Source organism: Pseudomonas sp. B21-010, from assembly GCF_024749325.1.
Lineage (GTDB): Bacteria > Pseudomonadota > Gammaproteobacteria > Pseudomonadales > Pseudomonadaceae > Aquipseudomonas > Aquipseudomonas kilonensis.
In genome coordinates this window covers 2,696,053-2,708,929 of the sequence record NZ_CP087198.1, presented here as the reverse complement: position 1 = coordinate 2,708,929, position 12,877 = coordinate 2,696,053, and the positions used below count along the sequence as shown (strand labels likewise).

Sequence of the window (12,877 nt, the reverse complement as noted above, 5' to 3'; positions counted from 1 at the left end):
ACAAGGAAGGAAATCACCATGTCTGTCTCCACTACACTCGCCCCCGGCGACGACGAGCACCTGCTCACTCGGGAAACGCCGGTACAACGCCGTCGCGTTCGCGCCGCCTGGCTGTTCCTGAGCCCGATGCTGCTGTGCCTGGCCCTGGTGGCGGCCTGGCCGCTGCTGCGCACATTCTGGTTCAGCCTGACCGACGCCAGCCTGGCCGACACGGGCGATGCAAGCTTTGTCGGCTTGAGCAACTATCTGTTTCACAGCAGTGCTGGCTGGTCGGGCATCCTCGTCGATCCACAGTGGTGGAATGCGGTGCGCAACACCTTGCATTTCACCGTGGTGTCGGTGGGATTGGAAATCGTACTGGGGCTGATGGTGGCGTTGCTGCTGAACGTCAAGTTCACCGGACGCGCGCTGGTGCGGGCGTTGATCCTGATTCCCTGGGCGATCCCGACCATCGTCTCGGCGAAAATCTGGTCATGGATGCTCAACGACCAGTTCGGCATCATCAATCACATGATGCTCGGCCTCGGCCTGATCGATGCGCCCCTGGCCTGGACAGCCGACGCGGACCTGTCGATGTGGGCAGTGATCGTCGTCGACGTCTGGAAGACCGTGCCTTTCGTCACGCTGCTGATGCTGGCGGCCTTGCAGATGTTGCCCAGCGACTGCTACGAAGCCGCCAGGGTCGATGGCATTCACCCGGTGAAAGTGTTCTGGTGGGTCACGCTGCCGCTGCTGATGCCGGCATTGCTGGTGGCGGCGATCTTTCGCATCCTCGATTCCTTGCGGGTGTTCGACGTCATCTATGTGCTGACCTCGAACTCATCGAGCACCATGAGCATGTCGGTCTATGCCCGCCAGCACCTGGTGGAATTCCAGGACGTCGGTTACGGCAGCGCCGCTTCGACCTTGCTGTTCCTGGTCGTGGCGGTAATCGCCATGGCTTACCTGTACCTCGGACGCCGTCAGCTGGAGGTTCGCTCATGAGCCCGCGCCTACTGAAAAAAGCCCTGCTGCGCGCCGGGTTCTGGTGCCTGATCGGGATCTTGCTGCTGTATGCGGTCTTCCCGTTCTACTACGCCATCGTCACGTCGCTGAAGCCGTCCAGCGCCTTGTTCCAGGTGAGCTACTGGATCGACAACCCCGACTTCTCCAACTATGCCGCCGTGCTGAGCCAGGCCTCGTTCCTGCGGGCCATCGGCAACTCGCTGGTGGTCGCGCTGAGCGTGGTCGCGCTGGCGTTGTTCCTCAGCCTGACCGCCGCCTATGCCCTGGGCCGCGTGAAGTTTCGCGGACGCGGCGTGGTGTTGATGATGGTCCTGGGCGTCTCGATGTTTCCACAAGTCGCGGTGCTGTCGGGATTGTTCGAAGTGATCCGTGCCCTGGGCCTGTACAACACATCCTGGGCGTTGATCCTGAGCTACACGATTTTCACCCTGCCCTTCACCGTCTGGGTGCTGACCACCTTCATGGGGCAACTGCCTCATGAGCTGGAAGAGGCCGCGATCATGGACGGTGCGTCACCCTGGGTCACGCTGACCCGCGTGCTGTTGCCGCTGCTCTGGCCGGCACTGGTCACCACGGGGCTCTTGGCCTTCATCGCCGCCTGGAACGAGTTCCTGTTTGCCCTGACCTTCACCCTGACCGACTCGCAACGCACGGTCCCGGTCGCCATCGCGCTGATTTCCGGCGGCAGCCCTCATGAATTGCCTTGGGGCTTGTTGATGGCGGCGTCGGTGCTGGTCACGGTCCCATTGGTGATTCTGGTGCTGATCTTCCAGCGCCGCATCGTTTCCGGCCTCACTGCCGGTGCGTTAAAGGGTTGAGGCCCAACACAGATAAGAAAGGAACAGCATCGTGATCAAGTTGAAGCTGGACAACGTGAACAAACAATTGGGCGGCGCACGCATTCTTCGTGACGTCAGCCTGGAAATCTCGGCAGGTGAATTCGTGGTTTTCGTCGGCCCTTCGGGCTGCGGAAAGTCGACCTTGCTTCGACTGATCGCCGGACTGGATTCGATCTGCGACGGCGACCTGCTGATCGACGGACGCCGGGTCAATGACCTGGAGCCGCGCGAGCGTGGCGTCGGCATGGTGTTCCAGTCCTATGCGCTGTACCCGCACATGAGCGTCTACGACAACATCAGCTTTGGCCTCAAACTGGCCAAGACCGAAAAAACCACCCTGCGCGAGCGAGTGCTGAAAACCGCACAAATCCTGCAGTTGGACAAGCTACTGCAACGCAAGCCACGGGAACTGTCGGGTGGACAGCGCCAGCGGGTGGCCATGGGCCGGGCCATGGCGCGGGAACCGGACATTTTGTTGTTCGACGAGCCGCTGTCCAACCTCGACGCCTCCCTGCGCGTGCAGATGCGCAACGAAATCGCCCGGCTGCACGGGCGACTGGGCTCGACCATGATCTACGTGACCCACGACCAGGTTGAAGCGATGACCCTGGCCGACAAGATTGTCGTGCTCAATGGCGGCCGCATCGAGCAGGTCGGCTCGCCACGCGAACTCTATGAGCACCCGGCCAGCCGCTTTGTCGCCGGTTTCCTCGGTTCGCCCAAGATGAACTTTCTGCCGGCGCGCCTGCACACCCCAGGTGAAACCAGCCAGATCGACAGCCCTCTATTGGGCATGACGCCCCTTCCTTTCGACAGCACCCACCTGGCGGCAAACAGCCCATTGACCCTGGGAATTCGCCCGGAACACGTGTCGCTCAAAGCGGCGCAAGGCAGCGCTGGGGTCGTCGTGGTCGGGGTCGAATACCTGGGCAGCGAAACCTACGTGCACCTGGAGTCAGGCGAGGATGAACCCTTGATCTGTCGCTGCGAAGTCAACGCCGGATGGCGAGTGGGCGATCGGGTTGAACTGCAACTGGCGTTCGGCAGCATGCATCTGTTCGACGCGGATGGCACGGCCTTGAGACGCCATCCTGCTGTTATTGAAGTCCTCCCGGAGGACGTCCCGCAGCGCTCGCCAAAAGCAGGCGCCCTATGACTGTGTCTGTAAATGCCATGAACACACCCATGCCCTCCCCCTTTGAACGTGCGCAGCAGGCGCTGAATGAAGGTCAGTCTCGTCTCATCGGCGACTATCGCCCTGACTATCATCTGGCGCCTGTCGCGGGCTGGATGAACGACCCTAACGGGGTGGTGTTTTTCCGTGGTGAATATCACGTGTTCTACCAACACCACCCTTTCGATGCCAAATGGGGTCCGATGTATTGGGGCCACGCCAAGAGCGCCGACCTGGTCCATTGGCAGCATCTGCCCCTTGCCCTGGCGCCAGGCGATGACTTTGACCGCCACGGCTGTTTTTCCGGTAGCGCGGTGGTGTGTGGCGACACCTTGGCGCTGATCTACACCGGGCACACCTGGCTGGGAGAAGTGGGTGACGAGCGCTTTATCCGCCAGGTCCAGTGCCTGGCCACCAGTGACGACGGCATCCGGTTCGTCAAGCATGGCGCCGTCATCGAGAACGCGCCGCAAGAAACGATCATGCACTTTCGCGACCCCAAGGTCTGGCAGGAGGACGGTTATTGGTACCTGATTGCTGGCGCGCGCCTGGGCGACAAGCCGCTGCTGCCGCTGTACCGCTCCACCGACCTGCACACCTGGGAGTTCCTCGACTACGTGTCCAGTGGCAATGAGGGCGATGGCTACATGTGGGAATGCCCGGACCTGTTTCGCCTCGACGGGCGCGACGTGCTGCTGTATTCCCCCCAGGGCATGCAACCCGAAGGTTACGAACGCCTCAACAAGTACCAGACCGGTTATCGCATTGGCCGGCTCGACAGCGAATGGCACTTCACCGGCGGGCCGTTCATCGAACTGGATAACGGTCACGATTTCTATGCCGCGCAAACGTTGGAGGCCGCCGATGGTCGGCGCCTGGTGTGGGCCTGGCTGGACATGTGGGAAAGCCCGATGCCGAGCCAGGCCCATCACTGGTGCGGCATGCTCGGCTTGCCCCGCGAGCTTGAACTGCAGGGCGATCGCCTTGGCGTGTTTCCGGCACGGGAACTGACCGCGCTGCGCCAGGCGCCGCTGCCGAGCATCGCACCGTGGGGCGAGTCGGGCAGCTGCTGGGTGCCGCAAGTGAAAGGCGACAGGCTCGAAATCCATGTGCATCTGGATCTGCTCGGCTGCACCGAAGGCCACCTGGGCGTCGCCTTGCGCTGCAGCGCCGATGAGCAGGAACAAACCCTGCTTTATTACGATGCGTCACTGCAACGCCTGGTGCTTGATCGCAGCCGCTCGGGTGCGCAAGTGAGCGGTCAGCGCAGCGTGTCGATCGAGCCGACGCAAACACAACTGCACCTGCGGGTATTTCTCGATCGCTCGTCCATCGAGGTGTTTGAGGAAAACGGCCGCTTCAGCTTCAGCAGCCGCCTCTATCCGCGGCCCGACAGCCTCGGGGTGAAACTGTTGGCGAACGGGACTGGCGGGCGCGTCGCCATTCCCAAGGCTTGGCCTCTGGACTCGGGCTGGCTGTGAGTACCGTCATTCGAGTCGCGAGAAGCCCAAGGCCTGTGTCATGATTCTGCGTCAACCTGACTGGCCGCACTTCGCATGACTTCCGTGAAAGACGTTGCACAGCTGGCCGGCGTATCCCTGATGACGGTTTCGCGCGCGCTCAACACGCCGGAAAAACTGAGCCCCGAAACCCTTCAGCGGGTACGTCGCGCCATTGAGGAACTGCAATTCGTACCGAGCCTGTCGGCGCGCAGGATGCGCGGCGACAACCTGCAGGCGCGCACCATCGGTGTGTTCGCACTGGACACCGCGACCACGCCGTTTGCCGTCGAGTTGCTGCTGTCCATCGAACAGACCGCGCAGCAGGCAGGCTGGAACGTCTTCATCCTCAACCTGTTGAGCAACCCGCCCACCGACCAGAACATCGACCTGATGCTGTCGCACCGCCCCGACGGGTTGATTTTCAGTGCCATGGGATTGCGCCAGGTGAGCATTCCCGAACGACTCAAGAGCAAACCGCTGGTGCTCGCCAATTGCCTGGCCGATGACAGCCACCTGGTCAGTTATGTGCCGGATGATGAAGCCGGGCAGCATCGAGCCATGCAGCATGCGTTGAGCCAAGGCTATCGGCGCCCGCTGTGTATCAATTTGCCGAGGAAGAGTCTTGCCTGGGGCCTGCGCCAGCAAGGCTTGCAACGCGCCTGTCAAGCCGTCGGGCTGGCACCTGAAGCACTCCTGCAGTACGACCTTTCCGATCACGACGCCTATGATGAAACCGCTGCCATTCTCGACCGGCATATCGTTGACGGCCGTCCGCAATTCGACGTCCTGGTCTGCGGCAACGACCGCATCGCCTTTTGCGCCTATCAGTTGTTGCTGGGTCGCGGCCTGAAAATTCCCGACGATGTCGCGGTGCTCGGCTATGACAACATGATCGGCATCGCCGAACTGTTCATCCCGCCACTGACCACCGTACAACTGCCGTACTACGAGATCGGTCGCCAGGCGGCCCGGCACCTGATCGAGAATCTCGAGGTATCGGGCGCCCAGCCGGTGGATTGCCCGCTGGTGGTCAGGGCGTCGCTATAGACCGCCGACAAACCCGAGGCGAGGGGGCTTGCTCCCGCTCGGCTCTGTAGGAGCTGGCGAAGCCTGCGATCTTTTGATCTTTTGATCTTTTGATCTTTCGCTTGAGATTCAAGTGTATGGGGAAAGATCGCAGCCTCGTTGCACTCGACAGCTCCTACACAGCTCCTACACAGCTCCTACGACCCAGCGGGAGCAATCTCTGGCCACGCGTGCACCGTTTTTCTTAAGTGAACAGCATTATGATCACTCAGGCTGTTTCGCGGGCGACGGCGGCAGCGCCGCGATGATCCGAACGCGGCACACCTCGAGGATTTCATCGGCCAGTGCGGAATCGTCCGGGCAAGCCCGTGACAACATGATCGCCCCGACGGCATGCGCCAACATGTCGAGCATTTTTGCCCTGATCGCTTCCTGCGGTGCTTCCTGCGGCGCGTCTTGTCCGGCCTCGTATCGGCTTTCGAGCGCGGCCAGCGTGTTTTCGATACCGTTGGCAAAGGTAGCCTTCAGTTCGGGCGATTGACGGGCAGCGTCGCCACACAGTGCCGCCATGGTGCAACCGCCACCCCGGCCGTCGCGGTGATCCCTGGACACGTAAAGATCGACGAAAGCAGCCACGTCGATGCCCGCATTGTCGGTCAGCGACTGCGCAAGGCTGCTCGCTGCCGCTTCGGCCATCAGGTCGGCCTTGGAGCCGAAATGCTTGTAGAACCCGCCATGGGTGAAGCCGGCGGCCGCCATCAAGTCCGCCACACCCACGCCGTCAAAGCCGCGCTCGCGAAACAAGACAGAGGCCGTCTCGACGATGTGCTCCCGGTTTGCCTGGGCCTGGGCCTTGGTCACCCTCATTTTCCACTCCCTCGTGCTGCTCGAAAATCATGCCCACATCATACATAGATGTCGAGCATAATCAAATTCGTTGACAGTTTAGATTTCGATCATCATCCTAATGAAAAGCCGTGCTCACCTCGCCAGGCTGCACGCTCTCCCTTAATCCAAACCTACGGAAACAAGACGTCATGACCGACCAGATCCTGTTCACGCCCTACACGTTGGGTGATCTCACGCTTTCCAACCGAGTGGTCCTGGCGCCGCTGACACGTAACCGTGCGGGGCAAGGTTTTGTACCGAGCGAGTTCGCTGCCACTTACTACAGCCAGCGAGCGTCGGCCGGCCTGCTGATCTCCGAGGCTTCACAGATTTCCCAGCAAGGACAGGGCTATCAGGACACACCCGGGATCTACACCCAGGCGCAGATCGACGGCTGGCGCACGGTCACCGAGGCCGTGCATGCCAAAGGCGGGCGGATTTTCCTGCAGCTGTGGCATGTCGGCCGCGTTTCCCACGTCGACCTGCAAGCGAACGGCGCCGCGCCAGTGGCCCCCTCCGCTCTGCGTCCGGCGACCAAGGTATTCGTCAACAACAGTTTCGAGGACGTTTCCGAACCGCGAGCGCTGGACATCAGCGAGTTGCCGGGGATCGTCAACGATTTTCGCCAGGCAGCGGCGAACGCCATTGCTGCGGGATTTGATGGCGTAGAGATCCACGGCGCGAACGGCTACCTGCTGGACCAGTTCCTCAAGGACGGCGCCAACGTGCGTACCGATGCCTACGGCGGCTCGATTGAAAAACGTGCGCGCCTGCTGCTGGAAGTGACTGCGGCAGTGGTGGAAGAAGTCGGCGCCCACCGCACCGGCCTGCGCATCTCGCCGGTCTCGCCGGCCAATGGTGTGTCCAGCAGCGCGCCACAGGCCCAGTTCGCCTACCTGGTCGACCAGCTCAACGCCCTCGACATCGTTTACCTGCACGTGGTGGAAGGCGCGACCGGTGGACCGCGCGACGTTGCGCCCTTCGACTTTGCTGCCTTGCGCCAGCGCTTCAAAAACACCTACATCGCCAACAACGGCTACGACCTGGACCTGGCTACCTCACGACTCGTCGAAGACAAGGCTGACCTGATCGCCTTCGGCCGGCCGTTCATCGGCAATCCGGACCTGGTGGAGCGGCTCAGAACCGCTTCGCCTTTGTCGGCATTCAACCCCGCTACCCTCTACGGCGGTGGTGCGACGGGCTACATCGATTATCCAACGCTCGCTGAATCCAGCGCGCAGTAACACCGGCCAGACCCGACTGCGCGCCTGAACAACAGCGCGCGACTCGCTCATCAATACCTTGAAGAAGAGAATCTCCATGGACACTCGCACAACCGTTCTCATCACTGGCGCCTCCACCGGTATTGGCGCTGTCTATGCCCAGCGCTTTGCGCAACGTGGACACGATCTCGTCCTGGTGGCCCGCGACAGCGTGCGCCTGGAAGCGCTGGCCGCCAAGCTGCGCAGCGAACACAACGTTGCCGTCGATATTCTCCAGGCCGACCTGACCCAGATCGGCGACCTGACAACCGTCGAAGCCCGGCTGCGCGATGACGCCAACATCGGCATCCTGGTCAATAACGCCGGTGCCGCCCAATCCGGCACCTTCATCGAACAGTCGACCGACAGCGTCGCGCACCTCGTGGCGCTCAATACCACCGCGCTGGTCCGGCTGGCCAGCGCCATCGCCCCACGCCTGGTCAAAGCGGGTGACGGCGCGATTATCAACATCGGCTCCGTCGTTGGCCTGGCACCGGAGTTCGGTATGTCGGTCTACGGCGCAACCAAGGCGTTCGTATTGTTTCTCTCCCAGGGCCTCAGCCTGGAACTCTCCCCGAAAGGCGTCTACGTACAAGCCGTCCTGCCAGCGGCCACCCGTACCGAGATCTGGGAACGCGCGGGCATCGATATCAACACCCTGAATGAAATCATGGAAGTCGGTGACCTGGTCGATGCCGCGCTGGTCGGTTTTGATCGTCGCGAGCCGGTGACCATCCCGCCCCTGCATGAAGAGGCTCGCTGGGATGCCTTGCAGGCCGCACGTCAAGGCCTGCTCGGGCAAATCCGGCAGTCCCATGTTGCCGAGCGCTATCAAGACCCGGCGTGATCATCGTCTAGCGGACGCCGGCGCGAAGGACAGCGCTGGCATTTCTGGGCACCTGACCAGCCTGTTGCCCCCTTATGAGAACAAAGCACCATGAAGGCATTTTTAATCGACCGCTACGGCAAGCACGCTGGACGTATTGGCGAGGTACCGGCTCCTGAAGTGGCTGACCACGACGTTCTGGTCCGCGTGCACGCCGCCAGCGTCAATCTGCTGGATTCAAAGATCAGCAAAGGCGAGTTCAAGCTGATCCTGCCCTACTCGTTTCCCTTGGTATTGGGGCATGACGTGGCCGGGGTCGTGGTCCGCGTGGGATCCCTTGTCGAGCAATTCAAGCCGGGGGATGAAGTCTATGCCCGCGCCCCGGATGGGCACATCGGCACCTTCGCCGAGCAGATTTCAGTGAACGAAAATGCCCTGGCCGTGAAACCGGCAAACATCAGCATGGAAGAAGCCGCCGCCCTGCCCTTGGTCGCCCTGACCGCCTGGCAGGTACTGGTTGAAACCGCCCGACTGAAGCAAGGCCAAAAGGTCTTCATCCAGGCCGGTTCAGGTGGCGTCGGCACCCTCGCCATCCAGCTTGCAAAGCACCTCGGCGCCTTCGTTGCGACCAGCACCAGCACCGCCAATGTGGCGTGGGTCAAAGCCCTGGGTGCGGACGTTGTCATCGATTACAAGCAACAGGATTTCGCCAGCGTTCTGCAGGACTATGACGTCGTGTTGAACAGCCTCGGCGCCGATGAGCTGGAGAAATCGCTGAAGATCCTCAAACCTGGCGGCCAGCTCATTTCCATCTCCGGACCACCCACCCCACAGTTCGCCCAGGCCCAGGGATTTTCCTGGGTGCTGAGACTGATCATGGGCCTGTTGAGCAGCGGTATACGCCGCAAGGCCCACCGAAAAGGTGTGAGCTACGCCTTCGTGTTCATGCGCGCCAGCGGTGCTCAATTGCGTGAGATCAGCACGCTCGTCGAGGCCGGCAGCATCAAGCCGGTGATTGATCGGTCCTTCTCCTTCGATGCGACGGCCGATGCCCTGAGCTATGTCGAACAAGGGCGATCGAAGGGCAAGGTCGTCATCGAGGTCCACTCAGGAGTGGCCGCTGAGTGAAACCGTTCATCACCACACAGCAATGTGCGAATCCGCCCGGGGTTCGGTACCACCACACAGCACCCCGCTGGCCGGGTCGCGCAGAATGATCTGGCCGCGGCCATAGTCAGTCAGGTCGCTGGCGATCTGAACCTCATGCCCCCGTCGCGCCAGGGCATTGGCCAGGTCCCGTGAGGCCCCGTGCTCGATCCCGACCTTCATCGCCCCCAGCCATTGCCAGCGCGGTGCATCCAGCGCCGCTTGCGGGTTCAGGCCGAAATCCACCAGGTTCATGACCATCTGCACATGCCCCTGGGGCTGCATGTAGCCGCCCATCACGCCGAACGGGCCAAGGGCCTCGCCATTGCGGGTGAGGAAACCGGGGATGATGGTGTGGAAGGTCTTCTTGCCTGGGGCCAGGCAGTTGGCGTGGGTCGAATCGAGGCTGAATTCCTGCCCACGATTCTGCAAGGCAATACCGCTGTCGGGCAGCACCACGCCGGAGCCGAACCCGTGGTAGTTGCTCTGGATGAACGAGACCATGTTGCCCTCCCCATCCGCGGTCGCCAGGTACACCGTGCCGCTGGCGTGGGGGTCGCCGGGCGCGGGCGGTTGGGCCTGTTCGCCGATCTGCCGACGACGGCGGGCACTGTAGTCATCGCTGAGCAGGTCAGCCACCGCCACGCGCATGTGCAAAGGATCGGTGATGTAGTGCAGGCCGTCGCTGTAGGCCGACTTCATCGCTTCCAGTTGGCGATGCCAGGTCTGTTGGCTGTCACGGTGATCGAAGTCGAAGCCTTCCAATATCTTCAACGCCATCAAGGCCACCAGGCCCTGCCCGCTTGGCGGGATTTCCCAGACATCCACGCCTCGGTAATTGATGTGGATGGGGTCCACCCACTGGGCGCGATAATCCCTGAGGTCCGAGGCCCGCAGATAGCCGCCGCTGGCCCGGGAATGGGCGTCCAGGCGCTCGGCCAACGCACCGCGATACAGGCTCTCGCAGCGGGTATCGGCCAATTCCTGGAGGGTGCGCGCCTGGGCCGGGTTGCGAAAAACTTCCCCGGCCCGTGGTACCCGGCCTTCGATCAGGAAAGTCTCGAACCAGGCCTCGAGGACGGCATCACGATGGGGCGTGAACTCGTTCACCGCGACCTGCCATTGATGGGCAACCACCGGCGACAGCGCAAAGCCATCCCGGGCCAGGCTGATCGCCGGTTGCAGCAGCTCGGCAAAGGGCAGCTTGCCAAAGCGTCGGGACAACTCGGCCCAGGCCGACGGGCAGCCCGGGACGGTCACCGGTGTCCAGCCATAGAGCGGCATCTGCTCATGGCCAGCGGCCTTGACCGCCTCGATGCTCAAGGCAGCCGGTGCATGGCCGTTGCCGTTGAGGCCGTGCAACTGGCCCTTGCACCAGACCAGCGCGAAGGCGTCACCGCCAATGCCACAGCCGGTGGGTTCGACCACGGTCAGTGCGGCTGCCGTGGCGATGGCGGCGTCGATGGCATTGCCGCCCTTTTGCATGATCTCGATGCCCGCCTGGGCAGCCAGGGGCTGGGACGCGGCGACCATGCCTCGACGGGCGAAAACACTTTGGCGTTGCGACGGATAAGGATATTCGTGGGCAGAAAATTTCAGCATGGTGAAGGCTCTTCGATACAGGAATTCAGTGGCCGGGAAAGGTCATAACACGCGACTGAGAAAAGCCCGGGTACGAGGATGAATGGGGTGACAGAAAATCTGCTCCGGCGGCCCCTGCTCGATGAGCTCGCCCTGGTCCAGGACCACCACCCGGTCGGCCACTTCCCGGGCAAAGCCCATTTCATGGGTCACCACGACCATGGTCATCCCCTCCTCGGCCAACTCTTTCATCACTTGCAACACCTCGCCGACAGTCTCCGGGTCGAGGGCGCTGGTGGGTTCGTCGAACAGCATGGCCTGGGGTTTCATGGCCAGGGCCCGGGCAATCGCCACCCGCTGTTGCTGGCCACCGGAAAGCATCGACGGGTAGTGATCGGCCTTGTCCGCCAGGCCGACCCGCTCCAGCAGGCCGCGGGCCTGCTCCAGCGCGGCGGTGCGAGTCACGCCAAGCACCTGGATCGGCGCCTCGATGATGTTCTCCAGGGCCGTCATGTGAGGAAACAGGTTGAAGCGCTGGAAGACCATGCCGATGTCCCGCCGTTGACGGGCGATGTTGCGCTCAGACTCACGCACCAGGCTGCCATCGGCCCGCTCGCGATAGCCCATGGCCCGGCCGTTGACGCGGATCCGCCCGCCCTGGATGTCCTCCAGCAAGTTGATGCAGCGGATGAAGGTGGTCTTGCCGGAGCCCGAAGCGCCGATCAGCACCACCACTTCGCCGCGCCGCACTTGCAGGGAGATGCCCTTGAGAATCTGCAGCTCGCCGAAGGACTTGTGGACATCCAGCGCCTCGATAATCAGCTCTTCGCTTTTATGCGCCATGGTTAACGTGCCCTCAGCAGGTTCAGGGTGCTGCGACCGAACATCCGCGTCGAAGCCGGCGGCGGTGACGAGGGCCGGTCCGACTGACCGAAACGGGCCTCCAGCCAGCGCTGGAAAAAGCCCCACAACGTGGTCAGCAACAGGAAGTAGATCGCCACCACCAGGTACAGTTCGAACACCCGGAACGTCGCCGACGTGACCATCTGGGTACTGAGCAACAATTCCTGTACGCCGATCACGCTGACCAGCGTGGTGTTCTTGAGCATCACGTTGAACTCGTTGCCCAGCGGCGGCACGATGACCCGGAACGCCTGGGGCAGCACAATGCGGCGCATCAGTTTGGCGAAGGTCATGCCCAGCGAGCGCCCGGCCTCGTATTGGCCCTTGTCCACCGCACCGATGCCGGCGCGGATGATCTCGGCCATGTAGGCCCCCTCATTGAGGCCCAGGGCAATGATCGCCGCCTGGATATTGCCGGGGATCACCAGGCCAAACAGGTCGATGTCTTCGAAGCGGAAAATCCCGCCAGCGGCCAGCGCGGTGTAGAGAAAGACGATCTGCACCAGCAACGGTGTACCGCGCATCAGCCATACGTAAAAACGTACCGGCAAATGCAGCAACGGGTTCTTCGACAACCGCAACAGCGCGGCGGCCAGCCCGAGGGCACAGCCCAGCAGCATCGCCAGCACACTGATCAGGCAGGTCAGCCAGAGCCCGGTGAGGTACACCCCACTGGGCTGCAGCAGGTACTGCCAGAACACATCCCAATTGAAATTCATCGGTGG

General features: G+C 62.2%; 12 protein-coding genes. 8 read left to right on the top strand and 4 right to left on the bottom strand.

Annotated features, from left to right (window positions below; translation table 11 throughout):
* Positions 1–18 precede the first annotated feature (18 nt).
* The 5 genes from LOY50_RS12035 (at position 19) to LOY50_RS12015 (ending at position 5,567) form a co-directional block, all read left to right on the top strand.
* Positions 19–984: a carbohydrate ABC transporter permease gene (locus tag LOY50_RS12035; RefSeq protein WP_253473828.1), complete on the top strand. Its 966-nt coding sequence runs from the start codon at positions 19–21 to the stop codon at positions 982–984.
* Positions 981–1,823 (top strand): carbohydrate ABC transporter permease, encoded by an 843-nt coding sequence (locus tag LOY50_RS12030; protein ID WP_038858890.1) that lies wholly within the window; start codon positions 981–983, stop codon positions 1,821–1,823. Before LOY50_RS12035 ends, LOY50_RS12030 begins: the two co-directional genes overlap by 4 nt.
* Before the next feature lie 31 nt (positions 1,824–1,854).
* Positions 1,855–3,000 carry an ABC transporter ATP-binding protein gene (locus LOY50_RS12025; RefSeq protein WP_253473812.1) on the top strand — a complete coding sequence of 382 codons (1,146 nt, stop codon included), beginning with the start codon at positions 1,855–1,857 and terminating at the stop codon, positions 2,998–3,000.
* Positions 2,997–4,499, top strand: a complete 1,503-nt coding sequence (locus LOY50_RS12020) for a glycoside hydrolase family 32 protein (RefSeq protein ID WP_253473808.1) — start codon at positions 2,997–2,999, stop codon at positions 4,497–4,499. The genes LOY50_RS12025 and LOY50_RS12020 overlap by 4 nt, the downstream gene beginning before the upstream one ends.
* Positions 4,500–4,574: 75 nt before the next feature.
* Positions 4,575–5,567, top strand: coding sequence for a LacI family DNA-binding transcriptional regulator (locus LOY50_RS12015; protein WP_253473805.1), 993 nt, complete (start codon positions 4,575–4,577; stop codon positions 5,565–5,567).
* Positions 5,568–5,810: 243 nt separating this feature from the next.
* On the opposite strand, the gene LOY50_RS12010 is transcribed toward LOY50_RS12015, so the two are convergent.
* Positions 5,811–6,413, bottom strand: a complete 603-nt coding sequence (locus LOY50_RS12010) for a TetR/AcrR family transcriptional regulator (protein ID WP_253473803.1) — start codon at positions 6,411–6,413, stop codon at positions 5,811–5,813.
* A 170-nt stretch (positions 6,414–6,583) separates the two neighbouring features.
* On the opposite strand from LOY50_RS12010, the gene LOY50_RS12005 reads away from it, so the two are divergent.
* The 3 genes from LOY50_RS12005 to LOY50_RS11995 all read left to right on the top strand — a co-directional run bounded on the left by LOY50_RS12005 (position 6,584) and on the right by LOY50_RS11995 (position 9,650).
* On the top strand, positions 6,584–7,678 hold the full coding sequence (locus LOY50_RS12005) for an alkene reductase (RefSeq protein ID WP_258690950.1): 1,095 nt from the start codon (positions 6,584–6,586) through the stop codon (positions 7,676–7,678).
* Positions 7,679–7,754: 76 nt separating this feature from the next.
* On the top strand, positions 7,755–8,543 hold the full coding sequence (locus LOY50_RS12000) for an SDR family oxidoreductase (protein WP_258690949.1): 789 nt from the start codon (positions 7,755–7,757) through the stop codon (positions 8,541–8,543).
* Between the two features lie 90 nt (positions 8,544–8,633).
* Entirely contained in the window at positions 8,634–9,650 is a 1,017-nt protein-coding gene (locus tag LOY50_RS11995; RefSeq protein ID WP_258690948.1) for an NADP-dependent oxidoreductase, read from the top strand.
* A gap of 9 nt (positions 9,651–9,659) precedes the next feature.
* Here the strand turns inward: LOY50_RS11995 and LOY50_RS11990 are convergent, their stop codons facing one another.
* The 3 genes from LOY50_RS11990 to LOY50_RS11980 are packed head-to-tail and all read right to left on the bottom strand — an operon-like array spanning position 9,660 to position 12,871.
* Complete coding sequence (locus LOY50_RS11990; RefSeq protein ID WP_258690947.1) at positions 9,660–11,270, bottom strand: gamma-glutamyltransferase family protein; 1,611 nt, start codon at positions 11,268–11,270, stop codon at positions 9,660–9,662.
* A gap of 42 nt (positions 11,271–11,312) precedes the next feature.
* Positions 11,313–12,092 carry an amino acid ABC transporter ATP-binding protein gene (locus LOY50_RS11985; RefSeq protein ID WP_003200817.1) on the bottom strand — a complete coding sequence of 260 codons (780 nt, stop codon included), beginning with the start codon at positions 12,090–12,092 and terminating at the stop codon, positions 11,313–11,315.
* Between the two features lie 2 nt (positions 12,093–12,094).
* Positions 12,095–12,871, bottom strand: coding sequence for an amino acid ABC transporter permease (locus LOY50_RS11980; protein WP_014337982.1), 777 nt, complete (start codon positions 12,869–12,871; stop codon positions 12,095–12,097).
* Between the last annotated feature and the right edge of the window lie 6 nt (positions 12,872–12,877).